The organism is Neobacillus sp. FSL H8-0543 (assembly GCF_038592905.1).
Classification (GTDB): domain Bacteria; phylum Bacillota; class Bacilli; order Bacillales; family Cytobacillaceae; genus Neobacillus.
The window spans coordinates 3,441,214-3,460,083 of sequence record NZ_CP151943.1 but is presented as its reverse complement, the minus strand read 5'-3'; the positions used below and the strand labels follow the sequence as shown (position 1 = coordinate 3,460,083).

The 18,870-nt window shown below is 41.0% G+C and carries 16 protein-coding genes; 3 read left to right on the top strand and 13 right to left on the bottom strand.

What is annotated here, in order from left to right; all coding sequences use genetic code 11:
- Positions 1-37: 37 nt before the first annotated feature.
- Positions 38-1,237 (top strand): MFS transporter, encoded by a 1,200-nt coding sequence (locus tag NSS81_RS17185; protein WP_342429894.1) that lies wholly within the window; start codon positions 38-40, stop codon positions 1,235-1,237.
- A 410-nt stretch (positions 1,238-1,647) separates the two neighbouring features.
- On the opposite strand, the gene NSS81_RS17180 is transcribed toward NSS81_RS17185, so the two are convergent.
- From NSS81_RS17180 to NSS81_RS17170, 3 genes are all read right to left on the bottom strand, one after another.
- Positions 1,648-1,767, bottom strand: coding sequence for an FbpB family small basic protein (locus NSS81_RS17180; protein WP_342429893.1), 120 nt, complete (start codon positions 1,765-1,767; stop codon positions 1,648-1,650).
- 97 nt (positions 1,768-1,864) lie between these two features.
- A complete protein-coding gene (locus tag NSS81_RS17175; RefSeq protein ID WP_342429892.1) occupies positions 1,865-2,392 on the bottom strand; it encodes a DUF1456 family protein in 528 nt (175 codons plus the stop codon).
- A 775-nt stretch (positions 2,393-3,167) separates the two neighbouring features.
- On the bottom strand, positions 3,168-3,596 hold the full coding sequence (locus tag NSS81_RS17170; RefSeq protein WP_342429891.1) for a pyridoxamine 5'-phosphate oxidase family protein: 429 nt from the start codon (positions 3,594-3,596) through the stop codon (positions 3,168-3,170).
- A gap of 121 nt (positions 3,597-3,717) precedes the next feature.
- On the opposite strand from NSS81_RS17170, the gene NSS81_RS17165 reads away from it, so the two are divergent.
- The gene (locus NSS81_RS17165; RefSeq protein WP_342429890.1) at positions 3,718-4,062 is read left to right on the top strand and encodes a ferritin-like domain-containing protein; all 345 of its coding nucleotides are present in this window, start codon (positions 3,718-3,720) and stop codon (positions 4,060-4,062) included.
- 330 nt (positions 4,063-4,392) lie between these two features.
- Here the strand turns inward: NSS81_RS17165 and NSS81_RS17160 are convergent, their stop codons facing one another.
- The 5 genes from NSS81_RS17160 to NSS81_RS17140 form a co-directional block, all read right to left on the bottom strand.
- On the bottom strand, positions 4,393-5,499 hold the full coding sequence (locus NSS81_RS17160; RefSeq protein WP_342429889.1) for a D-TA family PLP-dependent enzyme: 1,107 nt from the start codon (positions 5,497-5,499) through the stop codon (positions 4,393-4,395).
- A gap of 77 nt (positions 5,500-5,576) precedes the next feature.
- Complete coding sequence (locus tag NSS81_RS17155; protein WP_342429888.1) at positions 5,577-6,683, bottom strand: threonine synthase; 1,107 nt, start codon at positions 6,681-6,683, stop codon at positions 5,577-5,579.
- 2 nt (positions 6,684-6,685) lie between these two features.
- Positions 6,686-7,078, bottom strand: coding sequence for a RidA family protein (locus NSS81_RS17150; RefSeq protein ID WP_342429887.1), 393 nt, complete (start codon positions 7,076-7,078; stop codon positions 6,686-6,688).
- Positions 7,079-7,164: 86 nt separating this feature from the next.
- Positions 7,165-7,821 (bottom strand): PAS domain-containing protein, encoded by a 657-nt coding sequence (locus tag NSS81_RS17145; protein WP_342429886.1) that lies wholly within the window; start codon positions 7,819-7,821, stop codon positions 7,165-7,167.
- A 277-nt stretch (positions 7,822-8,098) separates the two neighbouring features.
- Entirely contained in the window at positions 8,099-8,596 is a 498-nt protein-coding gene (locus NSS81_RS17140) for a hypothetical protein (RefSeq protein ID WP_342429885.1), read from the bottom strand.
- Positions 8,597-8,911: 315 nt separating this feature from the next.
- Between NSS81_RS17140 and NSS81_RS17135 the strand changes: the two genes are divergently transcribed.
- Positions 8,912-9,523: an SCO family protein gene (locus tag NSS81_RS17135; RefSeq protein ID WP_342429884.1), complete on the top strand. Its 612-nt coding sequence runs from the start codon at positions 8,912-8,914 to the stop codon at positions 9,521-9,523.
- A 383-nt stretch (positions 9,524-9,906) separates the two neighbouring features.
- On the opposite strand, the gene NSS81_RS17130 is transcribed toward NSS81_RS17135, so the two are convergent.
- From NSS81_RS17130 to NSS81_RS17110, 5 genes are all read right to left on the bottom strand, one after another.
- Positions 9,907-11,421 (bottom strand): right-handed parallel beta-helix repeat-containing protein, encoded by a 1,515-nt coding sequence (locus NSS81_RS17130; RefSeq protein WP_342429883.1) that lies wholly within the window; start codon positions 11,419-11,421, stop codon positions 9,907-9,909.
- Positions 11,422-11,613: 192 nt separating this feature from the next.
- A complete protein-coding gene (locus NSS81_RS17125) occupies positions 11,614-14,001 on the bottom strand; it encodes a glycoside hydrolase family 3 C-terminal domain-containing protein (RefSeq protein WP_342429882.1) in 2,388 nt (795 codons plus the stop codon).
- Positions 14,002-14,383: 382 nt separating this feature from the next.
- Positions 14,384-15,763, bottom strand: coding sequence for a 23S rRNA (uracil(1939)-C(5))-methyltransferase RlmD (gene rlmD, locus NSS81_RS17120; RefSeq protein WP_342429881.1), 1,380 nt, complete (start codon positions 15,761-15,763; stop codon positions 14,384-14,386).
- Positions 15,764-15,899: 136 nt separating this feature from the next.
- Entirely contained in the window at positions 15,900-16,667 is a 768-nt protein-coding gene (pdaA, locus tag NSS81_RS17115) for a delta-lactam-biosynthetic de-N-acetylase (RefSeq protein ID WP_342429880.1), read from the bottom strand.
- A 68-nt stretch (positions 16,668-16,735) separates the two neighbouring features.
- Positions 16,736-17,701, bottom strand: coding sequence for a nuclease-related domain-containing protein (locus tag NSS81_RS17110; protein WP_342429879.1), 966 nt, complete (start codon positions 17,699-17,701; stop codon positions 16,736-16,738).
- Positions 17,702-18,870 lie beyond the last annotated feature (1,169 nt).

Sequence of the window (18,870 nt, the reverse complement as noted above, 5' to 3'; positions counted from 1 at the left end):
TTTATAATAATATCCTAAAGGAGAGTATGAAATTTTCATGAAAAAAAGATATATTCTAATGATAATAGCTTTATTTATTGCATCATTGAACTTGCGTCCGGCAATTAACTCGATCGCACCATTGCTCGAAACGATTAGAACCAGCTTAGGAATGAACGCCTCCGTAGCGAGTTTGCTAACTTCGATTCCTGTTCTTTGCATGGGACTCTTCGCTCCTGTAGCCGTAAAGTTCAGCGGAAAATGGGGTATTGAGCGGGTATTGGGTTGGTCGCTGCTTGTCATCGGAGTCGGTACTATTCTTAGGTTCTTCACGGATTCGGTCTCATTTTTGCTTATTACCGCTTTTATTGCTGGTATAGGGATTGCATTTGCAGGACCGCTACTTCCCGGATTTATTAAGCGCCACTTTCCTAAGCATGTGCCCTCGATGATTGCGATATACACGGTTGCACTTACTCTGGGAGCAGCACTAAGCTCGAGCTTGATCGTGCCGATGCAAAATAGTTTGAACTCTTGGCAGAGCGCGCTTGGGATATGGGCAGTAATCGCATTCGTCGCAGTGCTGTTATGGTGGTTGTTCGTTATGCGGCATATTAGACGGCAAGATCATCCCACTTCAACCGGCTCGAAGACGAGAATGCCATGGACAAATAAGAAAGCGTGGCTACTTACACTGACGTTCGGCTTGATGGCCATGCTATTCTATTCAGTCACAGCTTGGTTGCCAGAGATTATTCAAGGGTTGGGCTATAGTAAGTCCTACGCTGCAAGCGCGCTTACGATTTTCGTCGTTGTTCAGATTCCGGTTAGCCTTGTTCTGCCGATCTTGCTTCGCAAATTCCCTTCCCGTCGCCTTTGGCTAATGGTTGCAGCACTGTCGGAACTCGTAGGGCTTGTGATGCTTGCGTCCTCCATTGCACCTTTGATTGCCACGATCTTTATTGGTGTGGGCGCCGGCGCATTGTTTTCTCTAAATCTATTACTGCCTTTGGACGCTACCGACAATCCACAGGAGGCGGCTGCTTGGTCGGCCATGACTCAATCAGCCGGCTATGTGATTGGGGCAACCGGCCCCCTTATTCTTGGCTGGATTCACGATGCGACGGATAGCTTCTCAACTGCAATAGCGGGGCTGATTGTAATTAACGTAGTGATGATGATCGTGCAAATCGCCGCCACTACCATAAAAAGAAAACAGCAATCGGGAGAAATTAATCGCAATTATAAAATATCATAATTTTATTCACTTAAAGTTAAAAAAGGAGCATAAAAAAATATCTAAGGTAAAACTTGTTTTTGGACTTTGAGAAATATTGTACTTAAGCTAAACGGGTAGCATTAATACAACAAGGATTAAAATTAAAGAGCCTAAAATATGCAAGTTTTTATGCACTACTTGCTTATTTTGGCTCTTTTTAAAAACAGAAAAGATACTGCCGTTTATAACATTTTTTAATTGCCAAATCATTAAAATTTTACATACACTCACTAGAGAAAGAAGACAAGCAGTTGGACAGCGATTGCCATAGGGATATGGACTTTTAATTTCCTTAACTGAAAGTTAAATACTCATTTCTTAAGACAGAAAAAAGAGCAACCAGGAAAAGGTTGCTCTAGCTATTTTCTATAATCTTATTTATATATTTACTATTTGGAACGCTTTTCATCTATTTTTGCATCAATTTTATCTAATGCTTTTATATCATTTTTGATTTCTTGCTTGTTATTAATAACCAATTCCTTAAAACTTACTTTACGTTTTCTCATTAGTTATTCACCCCTTCTATATTTCCATTATACATAAAGGGTTAATGTTATAATCCTGTGAAATCTTACAATTGTTTGAACATTAAAGAATTATTACTTATTCCCTATATTGTATCGCTAATCCTTTTAAGAAATTCCTGGCGTATTTATCACCGCACACTTTATAATTCTTATGTCCTTCTTTTCTTAAAATCGCACTTAATTCTCCCTTGGTGACAATAACTCCTGCATCTGCTAATATTTCTAGCATATCTTCACTTGTTAACGATAGTGCTATTTTCAATTTCTTTAGCAATACATTATTAACGCTGCCATGATCCTTTATCGTCATTGCCGGTCTTTCGGGTTGTCCAGGTTTTGGTTCTTGTTTACCTCTTTTAAAAATGATAAGGCCGTTTAAAAATGACTCGAACGAGAAATGATTGACTTTCATATGATTTTCATCTATTTCATCATCATTGCTAGCTTCATCATCGTAACTTTCCTTTGGTTTCGTGAGCATCTTTAGTACATCTTCTTTTGATACATCAATGCCACCTAGTTTAAAAATCTCCACCATATCCGTATTTTTTATATCTAAAGCATATCTTAATCGAATTAAGATATCATTATTAGTCATACTCATCTTAAAACCTCCAAAATAGTGACTGTTCACAAAGCAATCCTCAATTATTAATTTCATTATTCCCATGCTGATATGTATTTCCTTCGATATTTACTATCTACCTCTAATTTAGCCTCGCCTTCTAAGTTGTCAAAGTAATATTAAATGGTACGTTCCATCTGCCTATCCCCCTTATTTTATGCCAAAAAGTTAGTAATATATAGTATAGGATAATTTTATATGTACCGAGAGTATTAATTTCCTTATTTGATTTGTCGTTTTAGAAGATGTTAGATACGTAACTCCTTCTCAAACCATATATAAAAGATACTTTTTTCGTTTCCCTCTCCTAATCATAAATGGATCGCATGAGTAGGAAATCCCACTTAATATTCTACCATTACATCATAATCAGGTTTCGCTTTATTCACATCCGATTTTTGTATAATTGCAGTTTTTACCGCTTTCTCAAACACTTTGTTTGATTGTCTATCATTGATGGAAAGGATGATTTCTTAATACATGTCACCAACTCCACTTGATTTGGCTATGTTTATTTCTTTAACCTTTTCACCTAAAAGAACCATCGAATTTTCTTGATTAATTTGACTGCCGTCAATAATGAATAAACCCATAAGCAAAAGTAAAGAATGTAATGAAGCGAAAAGTATAGACGAAGCCCTGCTTAATTTATTGCAGAGATTAAAGCGAGGGAGGATGTGGAAATCATTGATGGATCTTCGTTTCAATTAATATGATTCGAAGATCCATCTATGATGTAATTTACTAATTCTGACTAGCGTTTCAACGAAAATTCCTGTGGTGGTTCACCGTTTAGGTTTAAGATTCGGACCGTTTCAGGTTGTATTTCAAGAAATACATAGTTCGAATCATTCGGACCATCAAACCATTTATTAAACGATTCCTCCCAGAATCGATCCTTCAAAGATTGTGTATCATTAATAGAAGAAGTGCCTAAAATTTCAACAAAGGCATCACTTTGTCCTTTATCTTCATAACCTAGCAATACCGAAACGTAAGGATTATTTTTAATTTCGTCAATCTTTTCCGTGTCCCTTTTCGTTGGTGTATATAATGTTATGCCCTCATTGTAAAACGTCATATAACGTGAATGAGGCTTATTATTTTCAACCGATGCTAATGTGCCTGTTCTGTGATTAGAGATGATATTAATAACCTTTTCTTTTAAATCTTGATTACTCATTTATTTTCCTCCTAGGGATTGGTCTCTCTTTTATTTTCCACTAAAGCATGGTAAATAACCTGGAAAAAATTCATTGACTGGATTTTTAAAAAAGATTATTTAAATGAAGGAGTGGTTCATTATGGTAGATAATAATGTAGTAAAAACATTAAATCAATTTTTAAAGGGACAATATATGGGGATTCATGCATATGAACACCTTATTCAAAAATTACCAAACCCAGACGTAAAGAGGGAATTTCAAAGGATTCAACAAGAACATAAAAACCACGCCTTAAAAGTTGCGGAAAGGATTCAAAATCTGGGAGGAATACCAGCTGATGATGAAGGCTTGATTGGATCAGTCCAAGGTTTTTTTAGTCAATTTAAGATTCCTGAAACCACGGTTGGAATTATGGAGAGTGCAATAAGGGGTGAGGGTTATTATGGGATTAGAGGGTCGGAAGAAATCGTGAGAGGGATTTAGATCATGAATGCCGGCAATTAATCGAAGAAATATTAGATAAAGATAGAGAGCATGTTCATTATTTACAACAGCTACTTCACAGGATGAATTGAAATATCCACTTGGTCAGGAACTGAAGGGAAAATTTGAAAAAATGGACTATAGTATCAAATTATAAACAAAAAGGCAGTTCTATCCATTGAGGAACTGACTATTTTAATAAAAGTAAGCCACACACTCCACATGTGCAGAGTGTATGTGGCAACACATTGATGCTGTTAAGTTTAAATTATTCGATTTTTTCTAATTCATAAATAAAAACTGGCCTTTTTATCCATTTTATTATTTTGGTTACTGTAGCTTCCCTCTACATAAGATTGGAATTTCTTCTACCACTTCATCCCCAGAAACAAGGTAGGCGTAATCATATAGATTGCAGACTGGGCATATATGATTTGGAATGATTTCCAGCCTTTCACCAATAACAACTTGATCTCTAAATCTTTCATTATATATAATTGCATGCTCATCAAAGACTTGGTCAATATAAACACGGTCGGAATTTTTGATATAGCCTATTCCAGTCGTTGCACAAATCCCTTCACTGCGCGTTTGCATGGTTAGCCCTTTTGCTCCAACATCGGTAATGACTCGTTCCTTTGTTGGTTTGCTTATGACTGTCGTTAGGACACTAGCTGCACAGCTAGAATATGAACCAATCGCATTACCTTGAGATACATCCATGAGGATATAGGTTCCGACACGAAGTTCGGTAATTCCCTCCATCACTCCAAAATCATGCAGTAGCGGTGGTGTAGAGCCGATGCTAACTGTTTCAAGTTTGCAGCCCCGTTCCTCAGCAAGCTGTGCAAAGCGAAGTGTACGTTTTTGCGCCTCATTGTATAGGCGCCGGCAATCCTCAAGGTCCTTTGCTTTGTATGTATGACCATCGTGGGAGAAAATCCCTTTTAAATTCACATGTGAGCAATTTTTTATATAATCTACCAAAGAAATATAATCACTTTCTTCTATAACACCAGAACGGTTTTCACCCACTTCAATTTCGATAAGAACTTGAGCCGGCTTTTGACTATCACTAAATACAGCTTCGATCATTTTGCATTGTTCGATACTGTCAACGCCAAAGGAAATATCAATTGTTTCCGCTAACTTCTTTATACGGTTTAGTTTGACTTCGCCTACTATTTCGTTTGCAATAAATATATCGTTTAATCCGTTTTCAGCCATTACTTCTGCTTCGCCAACTTTTGCTACAGTAATTCCTTTTGCACCTGCAGCTAACTGTAATTTGGCTAAGGCAGGCATCTTATGCGTTTTCGTATGTGGACGTAGATGAACGCTATATTTATCAGCATATAATTGCATCCTATGAATATTATCCATCATTATTTCACGATTAATTAATAAGCTCGGTGTATCTAATTCTTTCACTTTCATTATGATTCACTCCTCAATAATTAAAATAACCAAGCATCTATTCTTGTTATTTGATTTCCTGCACTTTTATTAATATCCTAGTTACTCTTTAGACCAGCTCCACATAGAGGAAATACTACTTGTTGGTTGTTCAATTCTGGGTATTTCTCTACATATTGTAAATATGCGGCGTAATTAGCAGCTGATGTGATTTCAACATATATTCCCTTTAATGCAAGCTCTTTTCTCGCTAATACAATACTTTTCTCCGTTACGCCGATTATATCACCGCCAGTTGCCCGAATAGCTTCTAGGATTTCTGTTCCTCTTGCCGGTGCTGCAATGGCAATACCTTCCGCCAAGGTCCCGGAACCCTCCACAGGCTCCACCGTATATTTTCCTTCCGTAAAGGATTTCACAATAGGTGCACAGTTTTCAGCCTGTACAGCAAGAATTTTAGGCATCTTAATGATCTGTCCATTTTCCATTAACTCTTGAAAGGCAATATAGGCTCCCATTAACAATGTTCCATTTCCGACTGGAATAATGAATACATCAGGCATTTTTCCATTCATCTGTTCAAAAACCTCATAAACATATGTTTTCGTGCCTTCCCAAAAGATAGGGTTATAAATATGGCTTGCATAAAAGGATTGAGTGTTTTCTACCATGGCAATTGCCGCCCTTGCTGTATCCTCTCTCGTTCCAGGAACCTTATGAATGATCGCGCCATGTGCTTCAATTTGTTTAATTTTCTTACTTGAGGTAGAATCAGGAACGAAAATATCACATTGGATTCCTGCCCTTGCTCCATAGGCAGCAATGGCTGTACCAGCATTCCCGCTACTGTCTGCTATAACTCTTTCAACTCCAAGTTTTTTCGCTATCGCAATGAGTAGTACCGCTCCTCGGTCTTTAAATGATAGAGTCGGCATATAATATTCAGCTTTTGCAAAGACATTCTCAGATATTTTGATAAGTGGAGTATCGCCTTCCCCTAAGGTAATCTCCTGCCAGACATCTTCCTTTTCGAATGGGAGTGCATCGATATATTTCCAGAGAGAATGATCTCTTGACAAGGAGGTTTTAGTAAAATCAACGGGCTTTTTTTCGTACTCAAGGTTCAGCAGTCCTCCGCAATCACATTTCCATTTATTACTCTCCAATGAATATCTTGAGCTACAGTCATAGCAAATATAGTTCATTATCAATCTTCCTTTTCTTCGTCAATATATGCAATTGCCTCAATTTCAATTGAATATCCATAATGTAGTTGATTCGTAGGAACGACTGCACGGGCTGGCTTATGATCACCAAAATACTGTTTATATAATGAATTGACGGTATCCCATAAGGAAATATCTGAAATATAAATGGTGACCTTCATGATATCCTTTTTTTTTGCACCTGCCGCTTCTAAAATACGGTCTACATTCGCCAATACTTGTTTTGTTTCAGCAGTTATATCTCCACTGATTCCCACACCTGTAAAAGGATCAACTGGAAGCTGTCCCGAAATGAAAAGTAAGTTACCTTTTTGTGTTGCGGCAGAATAATGACCAGGGTTTGGTTTTGCACCATTAATTGATATGAATTTCATAACAATGCCTCCTCTTTAGAATATATTTTATATTTCATATAAAAAATTATATGCGAAGTGTAAAAAAAATAATCGAAACTTGTTTCCTATCCCTTGTTGTTTTTACCTTTAATTTCATCAATATAACTGTATACGGTCACTTTGGAAATGTTCAATTTTTCAGCTACTGTCTCAATTGTGCCACGGATGAGGAAAATCCCCTTTTGCTCCATAAATCGAATCATCTCGACTTTTTCATCTCGTCTCAGTTTTTCTACCGGTTTATTACCAATAATTCTTTCAATTAATTCATTGGCAATCTCCTGTATATGCTCCATTGTATTCGTATCTTCCTGTTTATAAATGGAATTGGGAAGATGTGTTGGGTGATCGGGAATTAAACTAGTTAACCAGTTGATATTTTCAGTAATTCTAGTCGTATCAATATTGATACAGAGTGCCCCTAATACCTTTTTTTCCTGATCTCTAATTAACAAGGTAGAAGATTTTATTAATCTTCCATCGTCTGAATGAAAATAATAATTTGCTGAAAAATCATTCGTAAAGTTATGAGAAAGCAATACTTCAGTAACTAGATGATCAAAACTTTGTCCTACTTGCCTGCCGGTTACATGGTTGTTGATCGTATAAACCACTGAGCTTTGTGGAACGGTTAAATCATGCAAGACAACTTCACAATCGTGTCCAAAAGTTTTGGCTATCACCTCCGCCACTGGAATGTACTGTTGAAGAATAATGTTCATTAAAAAATTCCTTTCCAAATTGCATTCTATATTAATAGATTATATAGCTTTTTATATAAAAACAATAACTTTTTATAGATAATAAATGAAGGACTAATGACTATTTCTATAAATTTTTATTTTAAAGAGATAAGGACGTAGGAAATGAATCGATTCATCCTGGTCAACTTGTTTAAGTGACGATGCTGAAAATGGCTATTCAACCAAATGATTATTATTAACACCTTCCTCCTTGCAAAATAAAAAGCACCCTAAAATTGGCGTGCTTGATAAACACTCATTTAGTTTTCTTAAAAAACTCATACTCTCTAATTAATCTTAAATGGTTACCTGTCTCTAGCATTTCAATTATCTCATTATTCCCAATTTTAAAGGCTACTTCCCTTTCTAGTGCATTTGGTATGGCTCCATACTTAATTAAATAAGCCACTATATATTTATTATCCTTTTGGATTGCTAATTCTAATGCAGACTCACCAAATTGAGATTTCGAATGAGGAGCTGCTCGATAGCTTTCAAAACTTCTCTTAACGCCTTCTGTATCATTATTGAGAATATTATCTATTAGTATCTTGTTTTCTGGTCTGTCTACAACGTGGCTATTTTTCGGACCTTCTAAAACTGAGCTATACTTTTGTCTATCACTAATTACATTATTTTCTGTTCTTCCTATCACTTGGTTATTTTCTGGGTTCTTGTGCTTTTCTTTCAATAAAAATACAATCCATATTAAAAGAAACACAACTAATGCATTTAGAATGAAGTTTGGTATCATGATGTAATCTCCAATTTATTATTTGATAAAACATATTATATTGTTGAATATGAAAAAAAGAAATACCTTTCCCATGCGAAAAATAGATTGCCTTATTGCGCTTCCTATTCGAATCAATATGGCTAGTATTGTTAGTTTGTTTATCCCAGTGAAACACGTTTTCACCTGTTCCTCAAATCATTGAGGCCTATTTGCGATAGCATTTTTCAAATGAAACATTGATTTGGTCAGCAGCCTGTTTAGTGATATCCTCCACTTCTTCACAACTCAATATGAATTATACTTTTCATATACTTACAATGGAGGAGTCTTAATATGATAAAATATTCTTTTTTTTCACTGTTGGTTGCTAGTTTGTTTTTAGTTAGCGCGTGCTCGAATGGCGCGGCAGCTTTAGAAGAACCAATAGAAGAAAAGGAAACTTCCACTTTTGCTCCTGACTATGAGTGGCCGATTGCTTCCTTTGAAGCGTTGAACCAAGACAATATTAATATCACCGAAGAAGATTATCAAGGGAAAGTTTGGATCATGAACATGATTTTCACCAACTGTGAGACAGTTTGTTTACCGATGACGGCAAATATGGTCAAACTGCAAAATCAATTAGCCGCACAAGGCCTTGATGTCCAGTTAGTTTCCTTTAGTGTGGATCCCTTGATTGATACACCTGAAGTGTTAAAAGAGTATGCTTTAAGCTATAAAGGGAATTTATCAAATTGGGATTTACTAACAGGCTATTCGGCAGAAGATATCAAGAGAATTGCTAAATCCGTAAAAACATTAGCAGAAAAACCAGAAGGAACCAATCAAGTGACACATGGTACAAAATTCTTTTTAGTAAATCAAGAAGGAACTATAGTTACAGGCTATGACGGAGTGAACCTCCCCATTGATGAAATCATTACTGACTTAAAAAACATTCAATAATTAAAAAACCGTGGATCAATAGTAAGCCCGAATTATAAAAAGATACCGTACCCACATACGCATGGCAAATAGCCGTATATCACAATTTTTTAAATTGAATATACGGCTTATTTTATTTTCTGCTACATGCTGACTGAATGGGAAATAAGCTTAAGGAATTTCTTTCGCTTATAGATCTAACTTCTCACGTTTTACATTCACTTGTTGAGAAGTTTACCTGTAACAGCCAAGGTGAAATTCGTATTATTGCTTTCATTACAGGAGTTTTTCCACGATTTACACTTTTTAACTCAATTAATACTAAGTAATTATCATCGATTATTTTTAATTTCATGTATTCATTCATGCCAAGGAGATGCCATCGCTGTTAAACATTTTGTCAATTAGGGACAATGCTGGGCCGACCGGCTCACCTCGATCCCGTCGACTACCCTCAGCTCGGCTCCGTCGATGCCGTCGATAACGTTTTCGACTATGCAAAGGTTCTCCCCAGCATCGATCCTGATGCCGTTGGCGGCCTGTCGAATGACGTTGCCCTCGATTCTGATACCTGAGGGGATTCCTGTGCCCCGTCCGTCAGCACCGCGGTCCTCACTGAGCCGGATGGCCCAGAACCCGTCAGTCCCTCCAGTGATGTGGTTACCGTGCAACACCGTGCCCGGAGCATTTCGGACCTCGATGCCGCCCTTCGAATCCTCCCTGGCGGTGATCCTGTTGCCCTCGATGAGGGTGTCAGGAGTTCCCAGGATAACGAGTACTCCCTGACGGTTTCCAATCAAGTCGTTGGAGTGCACCCAGTTTCCAGGTCCTGAGGCGTCGTGCTTGTTCTTGGACCCTCCGGAATTGCCCAGCGCGATGCCTGCCCGTTGCCCACCGATGACCGTGTTATCCCGAATCTCGTTCAGGTATTCACCCTCGCCGTGCATGTCAATAGCGTCGAGGTGGCTGCCGACGATAGTGTTCTCTGCCACGAGATTGTTGTGCGTGGGGAACTGCAGCAGAATGGCGTGCCGCAGATGCCGGCCATCGAAGGTATTGCCGATGACAACGTTATGCCGGGAATCGTTGGCGGCATCCGGGTCGTGCTGATCCGCTGAGCCCTCAATGGCGATGCCGTAGCCCTGTCCGCCGGGGCCGACGGCAGTTGCCTCACTGACGTAGTTTCCAGAGAGGGTCACTTCACGGCTGGCTTTTACGGAGATCCCATGGCGCTCAAACCTGCGGATGCCCAGATTCTCCACCAGAACCTGGGAGCTGGCCTGCCCTTCATGGGCTCCGAGGTAGATCCCGTACATCGGGCCGCCACCCGCGTCGCCGTCGTCGGGATCGTCACCGAGTGGACCCTCATAATGGGAGGTAATGGTAAAGTCAGCGACAATAACATCGTGGACGCCTGAGCCGCGGATTACTCGACTATCATCCTCGCTGTTGAAGGAGGTCAGCAGCACGGTGCGTTCCTGACCCTCCCCTCGCAGATCCACGCCACTGCGCAACACGATGTTCGCAGACTCGTCGGTTGGGTCAGTGGAGCGCAGGTCATACGTGCCGGCTGGCAGCATGACCTCGTCACCTGGTTTTGCCGCGTCCAGTGCCTTCCTGATGGCTGCTGCGTCGTCGAGTGAGTCCGGATCAGGATCTGCCCCGAAGTGCGTGACGTCCAGGGTCCTGCCCGTGGCCGGACCCGGCGTCGGCACCTCGATCGGCGCGCCGGACCGGTCCATCAAGCCGGGAACCTGCCAGTCGCTGCTCCCGGACGGGGCGGGTCCCACGGCGTTATCGCTCCCAACCGGCCCTTTGGATTCCCGGACGGTACATGCGGTCAAGAGAACCATCAAGCCAAGCGTCACCCACCACAAATAAACCGGACCTCGCCGGCTGTTCCGAATGGATTCCTTCATAATACTTCTCCACGTCCTTCCATAACTCTTTTCATCCCATTCGTAAGCCCCTGAAAGCGTTGAGAAAAGCAATGAGCCTGCGGGCCTCGGCTTAATTCACCGAATCCCGCAGGCTCACTATCTTCAGGATGCCTGACGACCCCCTACCGGGTCGCCGACGTCATCCCATGGCCAAAGGCCTATCGATGTGATTTACCTTTTGAGTTTGAAGTTTAACGGAATGTCCTTTACTAACGGAGTGTCTGCTGAAGAACCACCCACATGGACACGGTACTTTCCGTCAGCGGTAGCCCACTCGCCGTCAGCCCAGTTCGCCAGGTTGTCCGGGTCTTTCGGAATGAAATAAGAGAACGGGTGATTGGAATCGGCATGATTAATCCGCAGATTCACTCGCTTGCTCTCACCGGGCTTAAGATCAACCTTCTCGAAGTTGACGAGTCGCTTTGTCGGCTGTCCCGCTACGTTCGGCAGTGTCAAATAGACCTGTGCCGCTTCTTTGCCGGCAACGCCACCAGTGTTTGTGATGGTGAAGGACACGTCAATACCAGACAACGTTCGTTTATCACGGACCCTCTTCACCTTTAGGTCATTATACTTAAAGGTCGTGTACGACAGGCCGTAACCAAATGGGAAGACAGGCTTCACTTTGTTGGCCTCGTACCAGCGGTAGCCCATCTTAAGACCCTCTGTGTACTGGGCAATTAACTGGTCGGAACCGTCACCATACGGGCCAGGGCCTCCTGGCTTACCAGTGTCTTGACGGGTTCCAGGGTATTGCTTCTTGGTCGCGAAAGCGGCCTCACGCTCAGTGGCACCGAACGTCACAGGCAACTTGCCGGACGGATTGACCTTTCCGTACAGCAGATTGGCGACGGCATTGCCATCCTCCATGCCCGGATACCATGCTTCAAGGACTGCAGGGACCTTATTCAGCCACGGCATGAGCACCGTACCGGAAGTTTTCAGGACCACAACCGTCTTCTTTGCGTTGGCTTTCAGAACCGCGTCGATCATTGGCTCCTGCTCCACTCGGTCCGCGTTCTTGTCGAGGGGAATGGCCGGGAAGCCGAGAGTTTCGCGGTCTATGGTCTCACCCGGGGTGTCGCCGACCATGAGCAGCACGACGTCAGACTCAGCGGCAATCTTAGCAGCAGCCTCCGGGTCACGGCCATCGTTGTACGTCACTTTGGTGTCGTAGCCCAGCTCCTTGATGACGTTCTCCAGGCCCTGCAGCGGGGTGACCGTGTAAGGGGTCACGACGTTCTCGTTGTTTACCCGAATGGAGCGCGGGGACATCTTTGCAATACCGGCGAACCACTTGACGCCGATCAGCGCGATTGACTTCGGCTTGCCGTCCAGTGGCAGGAAGCGGTTATCGTTCTTCAATAGCACGGACCCTTCCTCGGCCATCTTCCGAGCGCTAGCCCCGTTGACCATCGGATCGACGATCTCAGGTAGGAACTTGTTGAAAGGCTTATCCATGTGGCCGTACTCAATCATCTTGATATACCGCGGACGAAGTAGATTGTCAATGTCGTTCTCGGTCACCTGACCTGAGTCGAGGGCCTTTTTGATCTTCTCTTGAGTGTAGTACTGTGGTGCCCAGTCGAGCTCGACATTCGTGCCCGCCTTGATGGCAGCGACCGTGTTGTGAATTGCGCGACGGTCACTCATCACGTAACCGTCGAAGCCCCAGTTTTTCCGCAGGGCATCTTGGAGCAGTTCAGGGCTGTCACAGGCATAGGTGCCGTTGACATCCGGGAACGAGCACATCACGGAGGCTGGGTCAGCATCCTTAGCGGTCATCTCAAATGGCAGCATGTACAGCTCATTCATGGCCTTTGAGGGAACCTGGACACCCATCGTCCACCGCTCGGTTTCCTGCTCGTTACCAGCTAGATGCTTGAGTTGGGCTTGGACCCCCTGTTTTTGGATGCCCTTGACCTGCTCGGTCGCAAGGATACCCGTCAGGTACGGGTCCTCACTGAAGTACTCATAGTTCCGGCCACCGTACGGGTGGCGCACGAGGTTCATGCCCGGTCCGAGCATCACATGATGCGCGAAGGCACGTGTCTCCTGGCCGAGGATTCGACCGGCCTCATAGTTCAGCCCACGGTTGAAGGTCGCGGCCATAGCCAGGGTGGACGGCAGACCCGTCGCCACCGGGTCATTGCCACACGATCCGCCCTTCACACCCGTACCACCGTTGGTCATGCGGACTGTGGGGATACCCAGTTCCTCGATTCCACGGATCTGCCGGCCGGTGTCCTGCCACTCACACCCGGGTAGGGTACCCTGGGGCGGGAATACACCGCTCTGGTACTTGCTACTACCGCCCCTTTTGATGACGACCGTCTCACCTTTGTCGTTCTCATTGAAGCGCGAGATGGCGATTTGCTGGATCTTCTGTTCCATCGTCATCTTATCGAGAAGCAGCTTGGTGCGCTCCTCAGCGGAGAGCTTGGTGTTCATCCAGGGTTTGGCCCCTTCGGTTCCACCGTTCGTCGCATTAGCAGGAATTCCTAACATAGACATGAAGATCATTGCCGTCAAAAAAATTGAAATAGTTCGTTTTATCATCTTAATATCTCCTTTACTCTCTATGTAGTCCATTAGTTTTGAAACAATTCGTTTAACAACTTAATCTCTCCCTTACTATCTATGTTGTCTATTAGTTATTGAAATAATTCGTTTAACATCTTAATCCCTCCCTTACTCTTTATGTTGTCTATTAGTATTGAAATAATTCGTTTAACATCTTAATCTTTCCCGTACTCATAATGTTGTCTATTGGTATTGAAATAATTCGTTTAACATCTTAATCTCTCCCTTACTATCTATGTTGTCTAGTCTAGTGAACGGTTAATTAAAGACTGAAAATTTCACTAATATTTCATTTCAAAAATAAAAAAAAACCCTCGAAAATGCCGTCAATAGGCGACATTTCCAAGGGTTTCAAGTCTTATTTTAACTCCAGCAGTGTAACTGTCTCCACGTGACTCGTTTGTGGGAACATGTCCAACGGTTGGATATACTTTACTTCGTATTTGGCACTTAACATTTGAATGTCCTTTGCCAATGTTGATGGGTTGCAAGATATATATAGAAGCTTTTCTGGTGCAGCTTGTAGTATCGTTTGGATTAATTGATTATCGAGTCCTGTTCTAGGCGGATCCACGATGATAACGTCTGGCTTCCAACCCTTTTTCACCCATTTAGGAAGAACTTCTTCCGCTTTTCCAGGTACATATTTGGTATTAGTGATTCCATGACGCTTAGCGTTTTTCTTTGCATCCTCAATTGCTTCTGGAATGACATCCATTCCACGGACCTCAGCCGCTTGGTCTGCGAGCCATAGCCCAATCGTGCCCACACCACAATAAGCATCAACAATTTTTTCCTCACCAGTCAGAGCCGCAGCAGTTCTTACTTCATTATAAAGCTTGATGGTTTGTACAGGATTCAGCTGGAAGAAAGTCCTTGCTGATAGTTCAAATTGAAGGTCTCCCAAAGTTTCTTGGATAAAATCTTCACCAGCTAATGACACTGTTTCCTCACCAAAAATAAGCGACGTTTTTTGCTCATTAATGTTCTGAACGATTGATGTCACGTTGGGAAGTCGTTTTTGGATTTCTTGAATAATGTGATCCTTTTTTGGCAATTCTGCTTGATTGGTAATAAGCACCACCTGGAGCTCGCCGGTTTGTACACCAACTCGAGTAACAATGGTCCTCACGATTCCTTTGCGTGATTTTTCATTATATATCGTAATTTTAAGCTCTTCGAGAATCTTTTTAACCGTGTTAACCGCTTCGTTGGTTTGCGAATGCTGGACAGCACAATGCTCAATATCGATGAGTTCGTGTGAGTTTAAACCATATAACCCAGCCAAAACCTTTCCGTCTTTTCCCGCTAGTTGAAAGCTGCTCTTATTCCGGTATCCCCATGGGTCTTCCATGCCAATGGTTTCACGGATATCCATTTTGTCGATTACCAGCTTTGTATGACGTTCAAGTGATTGGATAACAATATCGCGTTTTTCAACCAATTGCTGTTCATACTTTAAGTGCTGCAGCTGGCAGCCACCGCATTGCTCATATACTGGGCACGGTGCTTGGACGCGGTGTGGCGATTTGATGCGGATTTTTTTAATTTTTGCTTCAGCGAATTTAGGGGTTACATTTGTAGCCTCAACCACTACTTCTTCCCCTGGTAATGCTCCAGGAACAAAGACAACCTGCCTCTTAAAATATCCTACGCCTTCTCCATTAATGCCGAGTCTTTTAATGGTTAGCGGGAATGTTTGTTTTAGTTCAATTTTATTTGCTTGATCTGTTTTCATCTTTTCACTCCAAATTTATTCGATGCCTCTTCTAAAATAAGCAGACGGCAACTTTTATCCTTAGTTAATTTCACCGTATTATAGCATGATTAACAGGAAAAAACCGAATTCGGCTGAAATCGGCTTTTAGTTGTGATTATTTTTTCTTTGGAAATTCGTCTAAGCTTTTAAATTTGTAGCCCTTCTTTTTCAAATCTTGAATGACTTTTTCCAGAGCGTCCGCATTATCCTTAGAGACTGTATGCAAAAGCATCACCGAGCCTGGGTGAATTTGCTTCATGATACTATCGTAGGCATATTGTGCTCCCTTTTGCTGATTAACATTCCAGTCTACATAGGCAAGCGACCAGAAAACATGGATGTATCCTTCTTCTTTTGCAATTTGCATTGTTCTCTCGCTAAAAACACCTCTTGGCGGTCGCAAATACTTCATTTCTTTTTGCCCTGTTAACTCTTTCGTTTTTTCCTTGACCGTTCGCAGTTCTTCACGGATTTTTTCGTCACTGATTTGTGTCATATCGGGGTGATGCCATGAGTGGTTCCCGACAATATGTCCCTCTGCTACCATTCGTTTCGTTAATTCAGGTTGAGATTGTAAGTAATGACCTGTCACAAAAAATGTCGCTGGGACTTTCTCCTTTTTTAATACATCAAGAACTTTAGGGGTGTAACCCTGTTCATAGCCATTATCAAAGGTAAGGTATAAGACTTTTGAATTTGCATCACCTTTATAAAAGGCATCGTATTTTCCAATCAGAGTATCAAGCTTGGAACCAGCTTCTGGCGGTACTTCATTGACGGATCTTTTGAAACCCCAATGAATGGGCTGATTTGGTACTGCACCATATGTAATCTGCGGCACAAGTAACAGTAGCAAACTAAGGATGCATAATAATTTCTTCATCCATGTTCCCCCCTATTTTTTTATTTAACTTATTGTTTGTACATAGAAGGGAAAAGATAATTGGAAGTTTAAGGAATGATATACGATGGAGTGTAAATACGACCTCTATTTGTACCTGTATAAGGGAATTTTAAAAGTGATAAGAGATAGGTTGCTGCCCTCGAAGAAGGAATGTGCAGAAAATTACGTAATTCTTGACTGGTTATTGAGGAATTTATTATAAGTAAATAATCATTTATGGCATTTAAATGGACATTTCGTGAGAGGAAGTTACATTCTGAACAAAACCAAGAGTTTCTCTTATAGCTCATAGGTATAGACGAACAATTTGGACAGCGAACACCCGATATTATTTCCGATTTGTTTATCTGGAACATTTGTAGGATATCACTTTTTAAAGTGGTGTGTTCTTGTAAAAGTAGGACTCTAAGTTTTTCAAAAGTTTGAAGATTGATTCTTTGTTTATTTAATTTTTCCTCATAGTTTTCAATTTTCCATAAAAGATTATTCGCTTTACATAGTTTCTCCTGCGCCTCCTTATAGTCAGGACTAAAAATTACCTCAGTCGATGATTTACATATTACTACCTGGTATTCAATCGGTAATGGCGGAATTTGAAATTTCTCAAACCAATATCTTAAAAGAACTTTATGACGCTGGATTTGTGATAAAGGATTTTCATAAATCTCTCTGGATTCATTATATTCTTGTATCATCTGATTTTGGTCGAGATACAATTTTCCTGAATGGTTTTTTGCATCAAGTAAGAGAATAGATTTGGGTGATAAGAGGATATAGTCCATTTGGAAGAAGGTATCTCCTATAGGGAGCCGAATATCATGTAAGATGTGGTATCGATGTTGGGGTATTTGCGACAGATGATAGTGTACCGTTTTTTCTCCATTATAGCCTGATCTAAGTATCCTGATTTTTAATTTTACTTCGGATAATTTTTCGTGCGTCTTCGGCAACCTCCCCTCAAGTGCCTCAGCTCTCAGTAATAATTCGGGGATAGTAAAATTTTTATCGAACAATTTAATTCCTCCTTTTCCTTTAAACGTATTTCTACGTTTATTTGCTAATTCCTATCTGATTTTTATAAAAATTTGTCGATAGTATGAATGTTTTCTCTAAATATGAAATTATTGCTGCTTTCTACAAATTTTTTGGGACTTACTACATTTCCAACCATCTTATCTACAAAATTTGGATAAAACTAGGAGAGTTGACTCTCTTCGGCTACTCTTACTACAAACTTAGGTGCACTTACTACAAAATTTGGATAAAACCAGGAGAGTTGACTCTCTTCGGCTACTCTTACTACAAACTTAGGCGCACTTACTACAAAGTTGATGCGACTTACTACATTTCCAGCTAACATATCTACAAAATTTGGATAAAACTAGGAGGGTTGACTTTCTTCGGCCGCTCTTACTACAAACTTAGGTGTACTTACTACAAAATTGATACGACTTACTACATTTCCAGCTTACTTATATACAATATTTGGATAAAACTAGGAGGGTTGACTTTCCTCGGTACTCTTACTAAAAACTTAGGTGCACTTACTACAAAGTTGATGCAACTTACTACATTTCCAGCTAACTTATCTACAAAATTTTGATAAAACTAGGAGGGTTAACTCTCTTCGGCTACTCTTACTACAAACCTAGATGCACTTACTACAAAATTGATGCGACTTACTACATTTCAAGCAAACATATCTACAATATTTGGTTAAAACTAGGAGAACCAACTCGCCAAGACTCCTCTTACTACAAACTTAGGTGCACTTACTACAAAATTTGGATAAAACCAGGAGAGTTGACTCTCTTCGGCTACTCTTACTACAAACCTAGGCGCACTTACTACAAAGTTGATGCGACTTACTACATTTCCAGCTAACATATCTACAAAATTTGGATAAAACTAGGAGGGTTGACTCTCTTCGGCTACTCTTACTACAAACTTAGGCGCACTTACTACAAAGTTGATGCAACTTACTACATTTCCAGCTAACATATCTACAAACTTTGGATAAAACTAGGAGAACCAACTGACCTAGGCTCCTATTACTACAAACCAAGGTGCACTTACTACAAAGTTGATGCTACTTACTACATTTCCAGCTAACATATCTACAATTTTTAGATAAAACTAGGAGAACCAACTCACTTAGACTCCTCTTACTACATACCTAGAT